The organism is Dyella sp. (assembly GCF_035277725.1).
Lineage (GTDB): Bacteria > Pseudomonadota > Gammaproteobacteria > Xanthomonadales > Rhodanobacteraceae > Dyella_B.
Map to the genome: position 1 here is coordinate 1 of NZ_DATEJY010000260.1, position 15,398 is coordinate 15,398.

Sequence of the window (15,398 nt, forward strand, 5' to 3'; positions counted from 1 at the left end):
GTCAGGATCACGCGCGCGCTGCCTACTTGTTCCTCGAACTCGAAGGATCGCAGCGCTTCAATGGCCTGCATGATGACGTCGGCCGGATAGGTCGCCATCCAGCGACCACGCGCGTGTGGTGCGCCGTATTCGGTGACGACGGCTTCCATCAGTGCATCCTCGCGCGCCGCGATGGCTTTATGCATGCGCTGAAGCGCATCGATGCGCTCCTCGCGCGTGGTGTGTGACCATGCGGGAAACGCCGCCTTCGCCGCCGCGATTGCGCGCTGCGCGTCCTGCTCGTCGCCCAATCGAACCTGGCCGATGACTTCCTCCGTGCTGGGGTTGTACAGGTCGAACCATACCTGGCCGTGCGGCAGAACGAATTCGCCGTTGATGTAGATGTGTTCGATGCGTTGCATGTCGATGTCCTCTGGGAAAGTGGAGGCGCCCCGCCAAGCTGGGAAAGCCGGCACCGGGGTCGTTGCACAACGCAGTCTAGGGAGGGATGATTGTTCTGATAATCCGATTTATAGCGAATGACCTGTTCTGAATATCAGGATAATCCATGCATCGCACCGGAATGACCGAACTCGAAGTGATCCTTGCCGTCGCGCGTCGCCACAGCTTTCGCGGCGCGGCGCAGGAACTGGGCATGTCGACCACGGCGGTAAGCGGCGCCGTGGCAGGGTTGGAGGCACGCCTCAAGGTGCGCTTGTTCAACCGCTCGACGCGCAGCGTGGCACTCACCGATGCGGGACGGCGCTACGTAGAGCGTATCGCCCCAGCACTCGCGGAAATCCACAGCGCCGGTGAGGAAGCAGGCAGCGGCCCCGACACGCCCAGCGGCACGCTGCGGATCAATGCGCCGCAGGGTGTGGCGTCGATGCTGTTGGAATCTCTATTCGGCCCCTACGCGCAACGCTACCCCGAGGTGCGCATCGACCTGGTGAGTGAGTCGCGCATGATCGACATCGTGGCCGAAGGCTTCGACGCTGGCATCCGCCTCGCCGAATCGGTGCCGCAGGACATGATCGCCGTACCGCTCTCTCGCGATCTACGCATGTTGGTGGTGGCGACGCCCGAATATCTGAAACGCCACGGCACGCCCAGACAACCGCGCGACCTGCTCAAACACCAAAGCATCGGCATGAACATGTCGCACGGTGGCATCTACCGCTGGGAACTGGAGAAGAACGGCCGCAAGCTGCAGATGGATCTGCCTGTGCGCATGGCACTCAACGAACATGCCGCGATCAAGCAGGCGGTGCTGCTCGGACTGGGTATTGGCTTCGTTTCCGAATGGCTCATTGCGGAGGAACTGCGGGACGGCGCACTGGTGCCCGTGCTGGTGCCGTGGTGTCCACCCTTCGGCGGCCTGAGGCTTTACTACTCGGGTCGACGATTCGTGCCCGCACGGCTACGCGCACTGATCGAACTAGCGAAGGAGTTACGGCTGACCTCGGACTGAAACAGGTTCCCGAATGTTGGCAGCAGCACAAAGGAGGATTGCTGCCTCGATCGCGTTGCTTCTTACCTCACGTACGCGCCAAATTATTTCATCTGACGAGAGCGATGGTAGTCGCGTGGCAAGCAATAAACCCGACACTTTGGTGCATGCGTAAGTGTCAAAAAAAGCACACCGACGCCGAGCCGTTAAGAGCAGGCCGCGCAAGCGCTGGAAGCATGGCTCGCCGCGGCGTCGGGCGGTACGCCCCCTCTTCCGTCACCTGCATCGCGGTTGTCACGTGGTCGCCACAGCTGACGGTTGATCACATAGCGCAGATCGTGCAGCGGCGCGCCAAACTGGCGGAGTTCGACGGCAATGGTGGAACACATTTTTTGCTCAGGCTCCGCCACCGAAGCGGGTCGCCAAGGCGTGCCCTTCGGCAAAGTGATGGCCATGACCAACTGCTTGGGCGACGAGCAGTCGCCATAGGCTCGCGCATTTAAATCTTATGTTGAGCGCCGATCTTCACTGCGACGGCCTATCACGCCCTCAGTGCTCACTACGAGCATCGGATGGACGGCATGCCGAAGCAATCAAAGGTAGCCTTCGCTCACAATGTCTGCACAGCTCATTTTTTGCTCGATGAGCATCATGGTGATTTCCATCTCCACTTTTTCGGCCAGGTCAGCCAGATTTTCGGCCTGGAAACAGGTTGTGATGGGAAAATCGATGCCGAACTCATGCTGGATCTGATTCGCCAGTCGAACCAACAGTAACGAGTGCCCGCCCAGATCGAACAGGCTCGTTTCCATGCCGACGAAGGTACTGTCCACTCCGAGTAGATCTGCCCATAGACCCGTCAGTTTCATTTCCACCAGCGTCTTGGGTGGCGTTACCTGGGCGGCTTTTGAACTGGGTTGTCCTTCCATGGCTTCGAGTGCATTTTTATCCACTTTGCCGTTCGACGTAAGCGGCATCTGGGCGAGCACGAATATCATTGCGGGCACCATATAGCCCGGCAAAACACTGCAAAGGCATCGTCGCAGCCCTTCTGCCCATGATTCATTGGATACATCCATGCCGCTCTCTGGCGCGCGTTTCCAGCGCTCGACGAAGGCCACCAGATGTTTGCCGACAGACCCGTCACCTTTGACCAGCACCACGGCGGTCTTTACGCCTTCCAATTGTTCAAGGTTGCGCTGAATCTCGCCCAGTTCTATCCGGAAGCCCCGTATTTTTACCTGACCATCCAGGCGGCCCAAGTATTCCAGCTCGCCATCCGTGCGATAGCGCACCAGGTCACCGGTCTTGTAGAGGCGTGCATAGGCGCCGTCTTCGAAAGGATTACGAATGAACTTTTCGGCCGTCTGCTCGGGGGCGTCGAGGTAGCCTCTTGCCAGCCCCTTGCCGGCAATATGCAATTCGCCAACCGCTCCCATGGGAACCAGCTTGGCTTCGGGCGACAACACGTACAACTTGGTACTGGCAATCGCCCGGCCGATCGCTGGTGATCGCGCGATCGGCGTTTCGAAGATGGCGTAGGTCGAATACGTCGTGTCCTCCGAGGGCCCGTAAAGGTTGATCACCCGGCCGCATTTGCCGCGTAGCAATAGCTCGTTGACCAAGGTCATCGGCAAGGGCTCGCCGGCAAGATTGACTACCCGCACCCCCACCGGTATGGCACCCTGCTCCAGCAGCATCTTCATCGCCGACGGCACGGTGTTGATGAGCGTCACAACCACGCGTTGACTCAAAATGGCCAGCGCATCCCGTACGAGCACGCAGCTGCCCCCGCAGGTCAGCGGCGCGAACATCTCGAAAATCGACAGATCAAAGTTGATCGACGTGCTTGCCAGTACCGCGCTGAGGTCTTCAGGCGCATAAATCGTCTGCGCCCAATCGAGCAGGGCCACCGTATTGCCGTGACAGATTTCCACGCCCTTGGGCTTGCCAGTAGAGCCCGAGGTATAGATGACATATGCGAGGTTGGAGGCCATAACGTCAACCTGCGAAGCGGCCAGCTCGTCATCAGCTGGCCCCGGATGCTGCATGCACTCCTCCACATACAGCAACGGCACATCGAGTGGCTCGAGTACACCGGAAAGCTGCCGTTGCGTGAGCACCCATTGCAAGCCGCTGTCCTCCACCAGCATCTGCACGCGCTGCCATGGGTAGGCGCAGTCCAATGGCACATAGGCAGCTCCCGCCTTCAGTACACCCAACACGGCCACGATCAGATCGGCTGTGCGCTCCATATGGATGCCGACCAGGCTTTCGGGTTTTGCGCCTGCCAGAAGCAGCCGATGCGCGACCTGATTGGCCTTGGCATTCAACTGCCGGTACGTATAGGTGATCTCGCCGGCACGCACCGCTACGGCATCAGGTGTCCGTTTTGCCTGCATTTCAAACAAGTGGTGGATGCAGGCGTTGCTGGGGTTACGAACCGGATGATCACCGTACCCTTGAAGCAGCCGTTGCCTTTCCCCGTCTGGCATGACGGCGATATCGGTTACACGCTGGTCCTTGATGTGCCGAAGCGAACGTAGCAGGAAAGCCAGCCGTTCCCGCATGAGCAGGACATCGTCATCGCTGATGAACGCCTGTTGATAATCCAGCTGCAACTGCACGGCACCTTGCCTGCCGTACTCGCAAAAATTGAGCATGAGCGGTGTATTGCCGTGGTTGTTGCTCACATACACCAGATCGGCTTCCGTCTCGTCAAAGGCAAGTTCGCCGCCGAGCTGGAGATAATTGAAGCCCACCTCGTAGAGCGCGCGTCGACCGGCCATTCCGGCCATGTCCCGCAGCATGTGTCCAAGCGGATACCTTTGATGGCGAAGGCTGGATAGCTGACGCTTGCTGATCGTCCGCACCAATTCCGAAAACGTGTCGCTCTCGCTCAGTTCAATGCACAACGGGCTTATGCCGGCAAATACGCCGAGCATCTGTTTTTTGGCGTGCGATCTACGATTATGAAACGGTAGCCCGAACACATGCCTGCGCTGACCATGGCAGTGAAAAAAATAGACCGCAAGCAGCGCGAGCAATACGTGCGAAATGCCTGCACGAAGCTCCAGTGCAAGCGACTTCCATGCGTCGAGCTCCTCACGACTCAGCTCGATAATGCAACGCCGACCGCCCGACTCCATGGAGTCCGCCCCGGTCCGCGCTGCAAACAAAGGCGCCGGCATATCGGCGAGATGCGTCGACCAGTACGCCTTATCGCCCTCGTACTGCTTGCTCTCCACATAGCGAACATCGTCCAGGGCGATATCACCCCAAGGCAGCTCCGGCAGCGCAGACGCTGTCGGGTCGCTATACAGGTCGCAAAGCAGGCTGGCCCAGTTGGAAAAGCCCCATCCGTCCATGCAGATGTGATGCGCCATGCCGACATATCGATAACGGCCATGCCCCAGTATCAGCAGATAGGCGCGGAACAGCTCCGCGTTTTCCATTGTCAGGGCCGTTTCGAACAGATTCTTGATCCAAGCATCAGCTTGGGCGATCGGATCGTCCGTGCCGGAAAGATCGACATCGATCAGCGTCGTGGTCGGCACATCACCAAGCGTCTGAAAAACGCCATCACGATGAGGCACGATGCGCAATCCGAACAGCTCGTTTTCGCTCACCAGACGCGCATGCGCCGCTCGCAGCCTGGCTGGCGTGATATCGCGCAAGTTGATATAGCCGCCAACGTTATATAGCGGCTTGCCGGGATGGCGAAGCTGATCTAGATAGATGTCGTGCTGGGTCAGCGTCAGAGGAAGCAGTGTAGAGAGCATAGATTTAACCTTTTCCGTGTCATTGGAAGCTGTCGGCATGCCTGCGCTATACCGCCACGCCAGACTCATTGGCTCGCCACTGCAGCGGATCGGGTTGCTTCAGCTCGGTACGGATCAGCTTGCCGTCCTCCATGACCAGTAACTTGTCGGCAACATGGAAATAGCGGTCGTCATGACTGATGACGACCACAACCTTGTTTTTCGCCTTAAGCTCGGGAAGCACCTGGTGATAGAACACTTCCTTGAAGGAAGGATCCTGGTCGGCTGCCCATTCGTCGAACAGATAGATATCGCGGTCTTCGATCAGCGCCACGAGCAAGGCCACGCGCTTTCTTTGTCCGTCGGAAAGCGAGGTGGTGGAGAAGTGCCCGTCGGTGATGCGCACCTTGTTGGCTATACCGAGCTTGGAAAGATAGCTCTCCACGATTCTCTGATCGACGGTATCGAGGCTGCCAAGCAGGCGATCGAACAGGTAATAATCGGTGAAGATGGCAGCCATGCAGGCCCTTCCCTGCCCCATCGAGCTTGCGTCGATCTTCGTGTCGCCGAAGAAAATATCGCCGCTCGAGGGGTGATAATGCAGCGATATGATCTTGCTCAAGGTCGATTTTCCCGAACCGTTGCCCCCGACGATGAAGGTCACCTCGCCCTTGGATATCTCCAGGTCGATCGGTCCCAACGCGAACTCGCTGCCCTCGTTACTGTAATGAAAGGTGACTCCGGCCAGCCGCACGGTTTCCCAGGGCGGCAGGGGCTCGGCCGATTCGGAAACGTTCTCCACCGGAATCTGATCGAACAGCTTCTTTACGCTACGCAGCGAAACCCTGGCATTGATGATCTGCGGCAGGGAGTTGAGGATGAGCGCCACCGGGCTTGCGATATAGATCAGCGCCATCATGGCGCCGACGAGCTTGACGCTCTCGATCGAATGGTAGCTGACGAAAATATACGCAATGACGCCAATGACGTAAAAGCTGAGCAGATCGCCGTAATTGGCGGCGGATACGACAATGGTGTTGGCACGCTTGGTATTGCGTAAGACCGATCGCTCGTGGGTGGCCAGAAACTCGTCGAAATAGCGATCGCGCTTGATCTTGTTGAGCTTCAGCTCCTTGGCACCGTAGATCAGGCCACGGATCGATTCCTGCAGCATGTCGAATTCGGCTCGGCCCCTCGCAAAATATTTGTTGCCGATCAACATCGGCACCTGGTAGGTAACCACACCGAACAAGATGGCCTTGATCACGAAGGCAAAGACATCCGAGCTAAGCAGATACAGATAGCTGAGCATTCCGGTGACGGTCACGATCGAAACCAGCACATTCGGAATCGAAATGGCACCACTGATGATGCGGGCGACATCGGTGGTTATCGCCACCAGCAATTTGGACGAACCCACCTTCTCGAGCTCGGCGATTGGAGCGGCCGCGATCTGGCGATAGGTCTTTACCCGCAGGTCGGTCGTTGCATCCAGCGCCACGCGGGTTAGCAGAATCTGCGACGTGGCCCGGCAGAACAGAATGAGCAGGCAGATTGCGCAGAAAAGTATGCCGAATCGGTAATTCGAAATTTCCAGGGAAAGAAAATGCGCCTTCAGACCCGCCGGTGCCTCCCCGCCTGACACATCGGCCAGGCTGGCGAGCACCACCGGGATGAGCAGCGCGTAGCTGAAGCCGGCGAGTGCGCCAAGAAAGAGCGAAAGGAAGACCTTGTTGGGCGATCTATCGGTAAACAGTTTCAGCAGGTCCATGGGTCTTTCACTCCGCAATGAGGACGAGTTGGCTACGGACCTTGGGTGCTCGTTTGCCATCGATCTCGAGGTAGTCCGCATCGGCGAACGGCTTGACCATATCGGCGTAATGACGGCTGAGCACATTGCCGGATTGACCCGTGGAATTCATCAGGACGTCATGCAGCGCGCCGTCATCACCCACTTGCATGAGCTGCCTGAAACCCGCGCCGAAGGTCTGCTCGTAACCACCGGATGGCATGTAGTTGGCGTTCGCCACATCGACGGTATTGGTTGCACCACCGCTGGGAATCTTGCGCTCGAAAACGGGCGCCACCGCCGAGATCGTGCTGAAGGGCGTATGCGCATAGAGCGTGTAATGGATATCACCCCATCGCCATGTCTTTGGATCCTTGCCACGCAGCTTGCCGAGCTCGACGATGGTCTCGCGTAGTGCATCGTCGAGCTTGCGCGCGCACGATGAAGCAGTGGTATCGGCCGCTTCTTTGCCGCACCATGTGTCACCGGGCTGGGTCAACGCTGCGTAAATCTGGTCGTAGCTGGCGTGGTCGGTCAATACCGCCAGTTGCGCGGACTCCCACTGTTTGTTCCAGAGCTTCTGCAGCTTGGCAGCGAACAAATCTTCGCGCAGGTGCCTGGACCATACAAAGAAGATGGAAGCACCTTGACTGTCCCGACTCATGTCGCCCTGCCACGACGACAGGTAATCGAGCACCTCCTTCTGGGCCGCATCCTTGGGTTGGAAGGTTTTCAGGTAAGCCAGCAGACGCTTCGCGCTCAGGTCCATCGTGTCCGACTGCATGCGTTGGAAATCATCCAGCGTCATCCCTTCGCCGTTGGCAACCTTCTGATGCAGGAGCTGCTGGATGCGCTGTGCTCTCGCAGCTGGCGCCCAATCGCCCGAGATGAAGTAAGGATAGGTATCGTCAACGAGCTTGTTGTTGGCCGAGACGATATAGCCGCTCGGCGGATTGAACAGCTGTGGCATGGCGTCGAAAGGGATGTAACCCGTCCAGGCATAGTCATCGTTCCAGCCCGGCACTGGGATGCGTGCGTGACCCTTGGCGCGGATCGGAATTCGACCGATGCCGAGCGAGCCGATGTTGTTGGCCGTGTCGACATAGAGAATGTTCATGGCCGGTGCCACATAACCGCGAAACGCGGTTTTGAATTGATCCCAGTTTTCCGCGTAATCGATGCGGAAGAAGGATTCATAGGAAGCATCGTCCGCGTCCAGCGCCGTCCACTTCAAGGCGATGGGCTGCTCGAAGGAACCGATGGCGTCGCTGATGATGGGGCCATCCACTGTTTCCCTGATCTGAATCTTCGCCGGCTCCGGAGCACTGCGCAGAAACGAGGGGAAATCGGCCTTAACGGCGATGCTTTCGACACGGGTCTTGAAGGTCATCCATGTGCCGTTGTGCAGGTACTGATTCGGGTCCTGCGGATTGGTCTGCTCCATGTACAGGTCTTGCACATCCGCCATCATGCTGGTGCCACCCCAGGCGATATGCTGGTTTTCGCCAAACACCACCACAGGGAGGCCAACCAGAGTCATCCCACGCACATCCAGCTTGCTTCCTTTCAGGCTGGCGACATACCAGAGCGAGGGTATCTGCAGGCCAAGATGAGGGTCATTGGCCAGGGCCGCCTTGCCGCTCTTCATATAACGGCCGGCCACCACCCAGGCATTGCTGCCGACAAAGCGCCCGCCGAGTTGTAGTTTGGTTTCCAGGCTATTCTTCACCGCAAGGAAATCCACCAGACCGCGGGTCTTGATGGCGGCAGAGGCATTCGCGCTACCGATGTCATAGCCGACCAGGTCAACCATTTGCTCTTTGCTGAGGTAACGGCTTGCCATCAGGTTGGAAATCTCGTTCCACATGTTGCCGGCGAGATTGAGCGCGAACACTTTGGACCATGCCAGCGAATCCACCGGCCGCCATGGTGCCGGTTTGACGCCCAGGGCAATGAATTCCGGCGGCAGCACGGGGTGTTGTGCAATCCAGGCATTGATACCGTCGGCATAGGCCCTCAATGAATCCTGCGCCTCGGGACTAAGTCGGCTCCAGGATTGCTCGGCCGATGCGTACAGACCAAGGGTTCGCATCCATACATCCTGAATGATGGCGCCTTTGCCGAGAATTTCGCTCAATCGTCCCTGGGCGATGCGCCGCTCCAGCTCCAGCTGCCACAACCGATCCTGCGCATGGGCATACCCCAAAGCAAAATAAGCATCGTGATCGGTTTTCGCCTGGATATAGACGATGCCGTTCTTGTCTCGATCGATCGTGACGTTCTGCGATACATGGACCTTGACCTCGGACACCGAGGCGGTCGGAAGACTCTTCCGTAGATAGAGATAGCCGGACAGGGTGGCGATGAGTAGCGGAATCACCAGGAAGGTGACGGCACGCGAGATCAGTGGATAGCGCTTGAACATAAGAGAGGGCCACGAAGGTATCCGGCGATGAGAGGAAGAAGCATCCAAGGCAAGGCGATTCACGACACCGACACGTCTAGCTTCGATTTGGGCATGCCATACCTGTCAGCACCTTGCGCGCTCCCGTGAACGATTCGCGGCCATGCGTGAACAACATGTTGTCCAACAGCAGCAGATCGTTCTTTTGCCAGGTGAACTTGATCTTCGTCTGCTCATAGACCGCGCGGATCGTATCCAGAGCCTCCGGTTCTATGGGTGATCCATCGCCGTAATAGGCATTGCGCGGCAGGTCTTCTTCGCCAAGCGAGGCTATCAGGGTATTGGCCATGTCACTGCCGAGGTTCGAAACATGGAACAGATGCGCCTGGTTGAACCAGATTTTGTCGCCGGTTACCGGGTGCACGGCAGTGGCCGGATTGATCTGCGTGGTCCGCAAGGCACCGTTGTCGAGCCACTCGAAGCTCAGCTCGTTTTCTTCGCAATAGGCTTCGACCAGTTTCTTGTCGTCGGTTTGGAAGACGACCGACCACGGGAGATCGAGATCGGAATAGTTGCGTACATACATCACGCCTTTTTCTTCGAATTTGTCACGGATGGACGCCGGCAACATGTCATAGATGACACGGCTGTCGCCGATCGGCGTTTCCCCGCCGGTTTCCGACGGCAGCATGCACAGAAAGCCGATGCGGTTTGGCCAATGTCGGGAATACGAATTCTCGTTGTGTTGCGGAATGACTTCACTGGCGGGATATTCCGTCGCCGTATAGACGTTTCCGCGCAGTTCGGTGCGCGGCGTGGAACGGTAGACGTATTCGACCAGTTCGCTGCCGAACAGCGTCGACAGAATCCGTCCAAACTGACTGCTGCCCGGCACATCCAGGCCTCGGATCAGCACGGCGCCGTTGGCCTCGAGCAGACCGCGCACGTCGTGCTGATGTTCCTGGGCCCAGCTGGTTGCGGGTATGCCGGATGCCTCGACGTTCAAGAAAAGCGGGATGCCGCCGACCGGTTTCAGGTCGGCCAAGGTGAAAGTTTTCGCACTCACAGTTTCCGTATTCATCGACTTTTCCCTCTTGCGTGCATGGAAAATAACTGCCGGATGCAACGTTGTTTCAGATCGCCCATGGCATGGCTCATCAGGGGCGCGTGGCTTCCACGGGCGACACCCGGGTGGCCCGAAACGCCGGGATGAAAGCGGCCAGTTGCCCAAGCAGCAGCAAGGCCACCATGCCGAGCAGCACATAACCCGGCGGAAGCCTGCGCATTTCGAAGGCGCCCATCATCCAGGAGTTGATGCTGACGGCCAGGATCGAGCCGAGTACCACACCGGCCAGCGTGATCAGGCCGTTCTCGGTCAGGAAATAGGCCAGTATGTCGCGCCGCGTCGCGCCAAGCGCCCGCCGCACGCCGATATGCTTGCGGCGCTGCCCCACCCAGAAACTGGTCAGTCCCACGATGCCGGCTGCCGTGATTGCCAGCAACGATGCGCAAATCAGCGTCATGGCCACGGCCATGCCGTGGTCCTTCTGATAGGCATCCTTCCTGACTTCCTCGAAGGTGCGCACACCGTCCTTACCATCGATGACGCGCATGGCGTTGACGTCATAGAGCTTCTGCAAGGCGATCGACGCGACGGCGTGCACTTGGTCATGCCGTACCCTGATGAGGTAATACGGCGCCGCGTCGAGCTTGAACGGCACCAGCGCCGATCGTTCCGCCCATTGCGCCGAGGAGTTGTCGACCCAGGGGCCTTGCAGCCGCTCCACGATTCCCACGATCGTGCTCGGCCTGGGAGACATGTAAACAGTTTTTCCCAAGGCAGAGCCATCCGGATACATGGCTTTGGCAAGATCCTCGGTAACGATCACCACCGGTGGTGCGAGCATTTCCTGTGGTCCCAGCTGACCGATTTCGTCGGGACTGAAATTGCGGCCGGCGATCAGCTTCAGACCCAAGGTATTGAGCGTATGCGCGTCCGCAAAATAGGCCGACGCCGTCGTGGTGGGATTGGGCTGATCCGCGGTGTAGGTAAGTCCCATCGGCATGCCATTTCCGCTCAGCGGAAAAGAGTTGGTGGCATATGCATCGATCACGCCTGGGATCTGCCTCAACACGGCGAGATCGGTGTCGGCGAGCGCCCGTAGCTGTTCGGGCGTCTGCTGCTTGGCCCACTCGTTCTTGATGCGGATGATGGAGGATTCATCGATGCCGGTAGGGCGCATGGCGTGCTCAACGCGTTGCCGGATGATGAACAGCGCATTGCATACGATCGCCAGCGTTAGCGCGATTTGCAAGGCGATCAGGATCGTGCCGGCCTTGTGTCGCTTGAGTGCGATGAGAATGGGCGTGATTTGCATGATCATGGGCATACCCTCAGTTCGACTTCAGCTGCCAGGCAGGCTGCACATGCGCTGCGCGCCAGGTGGGATAAAAGGCGGCGATGACGGTGGCGGCAATCGCCACCAGCAAGGTGAGGACGACCAGACCGATATTCATTTGCGCTAGATGCGCGATGTCCGGCTGGAACACCTGCCCAAGGGAAGCCATGCCGAGCACGGTCAGCAGTAAACCGACCATGCCCCCAGCCACGCCGATGATGCCGGCCTCGGCCAGGAACTGGGTATAGATGTCGCCTCGTGACGCACCCAGCGCTCGCCGCAAGCCAACCTCCCCTGCCCGGCGCATGAATTTGGCAAGCAGCAAGCCGATCGTGTTGACCAGGCAGACCACCAGAAAGGCGAACGACACCAGCAAGGAAACCTTGGTCTCCGGCGGCACCACTTTTTCGAAATCCAGCCACTGCACCAGGTTGCGCAGGCGGATATTGGGCGGCCAATTGAAGCGGCCGGCGCGTTGCTGCTGCGCCGAGTATCCCTCCAGGAAGGACCGGTAGCGCTGCACTGCTGCGGCGTCGGGCAATTGCACCCAGAACGAAATCCACACGCACTGTGAGCGCAGCCATCCGTCCCAACCAACGCCCCCCTGACCGTTGCACGCATTCGCACCCTTAGTCTCCAGGTGTAGATCCATTGCCCGTGTGAAGGGAATGAAGAAGTCAGGTCCCTCACTGCCGAACCCGTTGGTATTGGCGGCGTCATAGAACCGCGGTTTTGGATTCCAGTTCTGCAAGACGCCGACGATGCGAAACGCATGGTCGTTCAAGACAATGTCGCGGCCGATACTGTTGGCGCCGCCGAACATGGTTTGGTTGAGCTTGCTGCTGATGACGATGGTGGCCGCGCGACCGCGATCATCGGTCTCACCCCACCCTCCGCCATATTGAAACGGCACGTCGAACATGGGGAAGAAATCGGCATATGTCGCATAGCCGCTGATATTGAACGGCTTGCTGATCACGCCATTGGGAATGACCGAGAAGCTGACCGGATAGGTGGCGGTCTGGCGCGCCGCGACACGCGCGTCCATCAAGGCCATGGCGTCCTGGTAATCCATCAGATCCGGCGGCTCGGCGCTTGGGCCAAGTGTGCGCGGATCCCAGTTGTCGATTTGCGGCGCGTACAGCTGGCTCGACTTCCATGGAATGGGGTTGCCCGACACCGCGCGAAAGACCGCATAACTGGTCATGGAGGCGCCCACGCCAAAGCCGATGGCCAATATCATCAACAAGGTCACCACCGGCATGCGCCGCAGACTACGCACGCCGAGCTGAAGGTAATAAGCAAACATCTCAACAGGATCAGATTTCATGATTGCCTCTCAGGCCAACACCGCGGCGGGCGGTACGGATTGCAATTGACGGATGAATCGCTGGATGTCATGAGCTACGCCGGTCACATGAGGGCGGCGCATCATCGAGAAATGATCTCCCTCTCTCTCGAGGACGATCACCTCGGCTGCGACCGAATCCCATCCAAGCGAACGATCTTCGTTGCGGTTTTCCTTGGCTCGAATCAAATGGATCTTCCTCGTCGAAGATGTCGGGTGGTAAGACCGCAGGGCCGAAGCATTGCGCTGTATCACGGCGAAGCGCTCTTTCAGATCACGCGCGGTGAATTCGGCATGCAGGCGAAGTTGCGAGCGCCCGAGATCCACGAAGATCTCGAACAGCTCATCGAGCGCCGTCTTTTCGAAGCGCTGCACATCGGCCTGGACCAAGTGCTCGTAGCCAATACCGTGCTCCAAGGCCAGCGCTGCCAGCAATTGCTTTTCATCCGCGTGGACGTCCTGGGATGTACTTGCGCTCGGATGAAACGAATCGATCATGAAGATCGATTCGATCTCTTCGCCCATTCGATCGAACTGGCAGGCCATTTCGTAAGCGATGACACCGCCCATTGACCAGCCGCCGATGAGATAGGGCCCCACTGGCTGGATATCTTTGATGGCCTTGATGTACTGCTCGGCCATCGCCGGAATGCTGGCAGGCGTGGACGCATCGACATGGATGCCGTACACGGGGCCGTCGTGGCTCAGCTCCCCGCAAAGGTCGAAGTAGCATTGCACGTAGCCGCCGACAGGATGAACCAGGAACAAGGGCGAACCTTCCAGCACGCTGTCCTTCAACTTCATGAGATGTCGGGTGACCTGTGCACCATCTTCCGCGGATGGGGCGATGTGCGCCTCCAGAAAGCGAGCCATATCGTCGATGGTTTGCAGCCTGAACATCTCCTGCAGCTCCATGGTGATGCCGAACTGCTTTTTGACACGTGAAATCAGCGGTATGGCCAACAGGGAATGACCGCCGCGATCGAAAAAATTGTCACGCACGCCCACCTGCTCGCACCCGAGGATGTCGCACCAGATCGTGCATAGCACTTGCTCGGTGTGATTCCTCGGCGCGACATACGCGCTGGCCGTCACCGTGGCATGCGGCACCGGCAGCTGCTTGCGATCGACTTTGCCATTGGTAGACGAGGGCAACGCGTCCAGGATCATGAAGGCCGCGGGCACCATGTAATCCGGCAGCTGGGCCAGTAAATGGCTGCGCAGTTCGGTGATCGTCTCGGAGTGCTCACGCTGAGCCTGTGCGGGATCCAAGGTGAGATAGGCCACCAGTCGCTTCTGGCCTGGCTCATCTTCGCGCGCCACTACAACAGCTGACGTCACCCCCGACATGCAGCTCAGCCGTTGTTCGATTTCACCCAGCTCGATGCGCAAGCCACGGATCTTCACCTGGAAATCGTTGCGGCCCAGGTATTCGATCGCGCCATCCGGCAGCCAGCGACCCAGATCGCCGGTCTTGTACAACCGCGCACCCGGGCGCGTCGCAAAGGGATCATCGATAAAGCGCTCGGCGGTCAGCTCCGGGCGATGGAGATAGCCGCGCGCCACGCCGGCGCCGCCCAGGTACAACTCCCCGGCCACGCCGACCGGCACCGGCTGGCGATGCTCGTCGAGAATATAGATCTGCGTATTGGCGATCGGACGGCCAATCGGCACGATGCCTTCATGCAAATCGTTGCGGCAATCCCACGCGGTGACCTCGATCGAGGCCTCGGTCGGCCCGTACAGGTTATGCAGCTCCACCGCAGGCAGCTTGCTGAAGAAACGGGTCTGCAAGGCGTAAGGCAACGCTTCGCCGCTGCACAGCACGCGACGCAGGCTTTGGCAACGCTCGACAGGGGCGTGGTCCAGAAACACCTGCAACATCGATGGCACGAAATGCGTGGTGGTGATGTCTTCGCGCTCGATGATCTTCGCCAGATAATGCGGATCCATATGCCCCCCAGGCTGCGCCATCACCAGGCGCGCACCGGAAAGCAGCGGCTGCAGCAGTTCCCACACCGAGACATCGAAGCCGAACGGCGTCTTCTGCAAGACGCGGTCATTGCTATCCATCTGATAGGTTTGCCGGCCCCACCATAGGCGGTTCACCACACCGGCGTGTTCGACCATCACGCCCTTGGGTTTGCCGGTGGAGCCGGAGGTGTAGATCACGTAGGCCAGATGATGGGGCGTGAGTCCGAGCTCCTCTCGCATCCATGGCGTGCTCGGGTATGTGGCCAAGACATCTGCATCCGCATCCAAACGCAG

Annotated in this window: 10 protein-coding genes; 1 reads left to right on the forward strand and 9 read right to left on the reverse strand. The window is 58.8% G+C overall.

The genetic code is table 11. From position 1 onward, the window contains the following. The coding region (locus VJR68_RS20865) for an aldehyde dehydrogenase family protein (protein WP_324150757.1) at nucleotides 1-401 on the reverse strand (401 nt) is incomplete at its 3' end. Between the two features lie 146 nt (nucleotides 402-547). On the opposite strand from VJR68_RS20865, the gene VJR68_RS20870 reads away from it, so the two are divergent. Then, complete coding sequence (locus tag VJR68_RS20870; protein ID WP_324150758.1) at nucleotides 548-1,450, forward strand: LysR family transcriptional regulator; 903 nt, start codon at nucleotides 548-550, stop codon at nucleotides 1,448-1,450. A gap of 185 nt (nucleotides 1,451-1,635) precedes the next feature. Here the strand turns inward: VJR68_RS20870 and VJR68_RS20875 are convergent, their stop codons facing one another. The 8 genes from VJR68_RS20875 to VJR68_RS20910 all read right to left on the reverse strand — a co-directional run. Continuing rightward, on the reverse strand, nucleotides 1,636-1,884 hold the full coding sequence (locus VJR68_RS20875; protein ID WP_324150760.1) for a hypothetical protein: 249 nt from the start codon (nucleotides 1,882-1,884) through the stop codon (nucleotides 1,636-1,638). A gap of 138 nt (nucleotides 1,885-2,022) precedes the next feature. Next, nucleotides 2,023-5,211, reverse strand: coding sequence for an amino acid adenylation domain-containing protein (locus VJR68_RS20880; RefSeq protein WP_324150761.1), 3,189 nt, complete (start codon nucleotides 5,209-5,211; stop codon nucleotides 2,023-2,025). A gap of 46 nt (nucleotides 5,212-5,257) precedes the next feature. Further along, nucleotides 5,258-6,961: a cyclic peptide export ABC transporter gene (locus VJR68_RS20885; protein WP_324150763.1), complete on the reverse strand. Its 1,704-nt coding sequence runs from the start codon at nucleotides 6,959-6,961 to the stop codon at nucleotides 5,258-5,260. A gap of 7 nt (nucleotides 6,962-6,968) precedes the next feature. Further along, nucleotides 6,969-9,404 (reverse strand): penicillin acylase family protein, encoded by a 2,436-nt coding sequence (locus VJR68_RS20890; protein ID WP_324150764.1) that lies wholly within the window; start codon nucleotides 9,402-9,404, stop codon nucleotides 6,969-6,971. 76 nt (nucleotides 9,405-9,480) lie between these two features. Further along, nucleotides 9,481-10,464: a TauD/TfdA family dioxygenase gene (locus tag VJR68_RS20895; RefSeq protein WP_324150766.1), complete on the reverse strand. Its 984-nt coding sequence runs from the start codon at nucleotides 10,462-10,464 to the stop codon at nucleotides 9,481-9,483. 76 nt (nucleotides 10,465-10,540) lie between these two features. Continuing rightward, nucleotides 10,541-11,767, reverse strand: coding sequence for an ABC transporter permease (locus tag VJR68_RS20900; RefSeq protein WP_324150768.1), 1,227 nt, complete (start codon nucleotides 11,765-11,767; stop codon nucleotides 10,541-10,543). 10 nt (nucleotides 11,768-11,777) lie between these two features. After that, nucleotides 11,778-13,091, reverse strand: a complete 1,314-nt coding sequence (locus tag VJR68_RS20905) for an ABC transporter permease (protein ID WP_324150771.1) — start codon at nucleotides 13,089-13,091, stop codon at nucleotides 11,778-11,780. Nucleotides 13,092-13,121: 30 nt separating this feature from the next. Continuing rightward, the coding region (locus VJR68_RS20910) for an amino acid adenylation domain-containing protein (protein WP_324150770.1) at nucleotides 13,122-15,398 on the reverse strand (2,277 nt) is incomplete at its 5' end.

What these genes read in the sequence shown, in the direction of transcription:
- VJR68_RS20870 (WP_324150758.1), top strand. Translation starts at nt 548, where the DNA reads ATGCATCGCACCGGAATGACCGAACTCGAAGTGATCCTTGCCGTCGCG.
- VJR68_RS20875 (WP_324150760.1), bottom strand. Translation starts at nt 1,884, where the DNA reads ATGGCCATCACTTTGCCGAAGGGCACGCCTTGGCGACCCGCTTCGGTG.
- VJR68_RS20880 (WP_324150761.1), bottom strand. Translation starts at nt 5,211, where the DNA reads ATGCTCTCTACACTGCTTCCTCTGACGCTGACCCAGCACGACATCTAT.
- VJR68_RS20885 (WP_324150763.1), bottom strand. Translation starts at nt 6,961, where the DNA reads ATGGACCTGCTGAAACTGTTTACCGATAGATCGCCCAACAAGGTCTTC.
- VJR68_RS20890 (WP_324150764.1), bottom strand. Translation starts at nt 9,404, where the DNA reads ATGTTCAAGCGCTATCCACTGATCTCGCGTGCCGTCACCTTCCTGGTG.
- VJR68_RS20895 (WP_324150766.1), bottom strand. Translation starts at nt 10,464, where the DNA reads ATGAATACGGAAACTGTGAGTGCGAAAACTTTCACCTTGGCCGACCTG.
- VJR68_RS20900 (WP_324150768.1), bottom strand. Translation starts at nt 11,767, where the DNA reads ATGATCATGCAAATCACGCCCATTCTCATCGCACTCAAGCGACACAAG.
- VJR68_RS20905 (WP_324150771.1), bottom strand. Translation starts at nt 13,091, where the DNA reads ATGTTTGCTTATTACCTTCAGCTCGGCGTGCGTAGTCTGCGGCGCATG.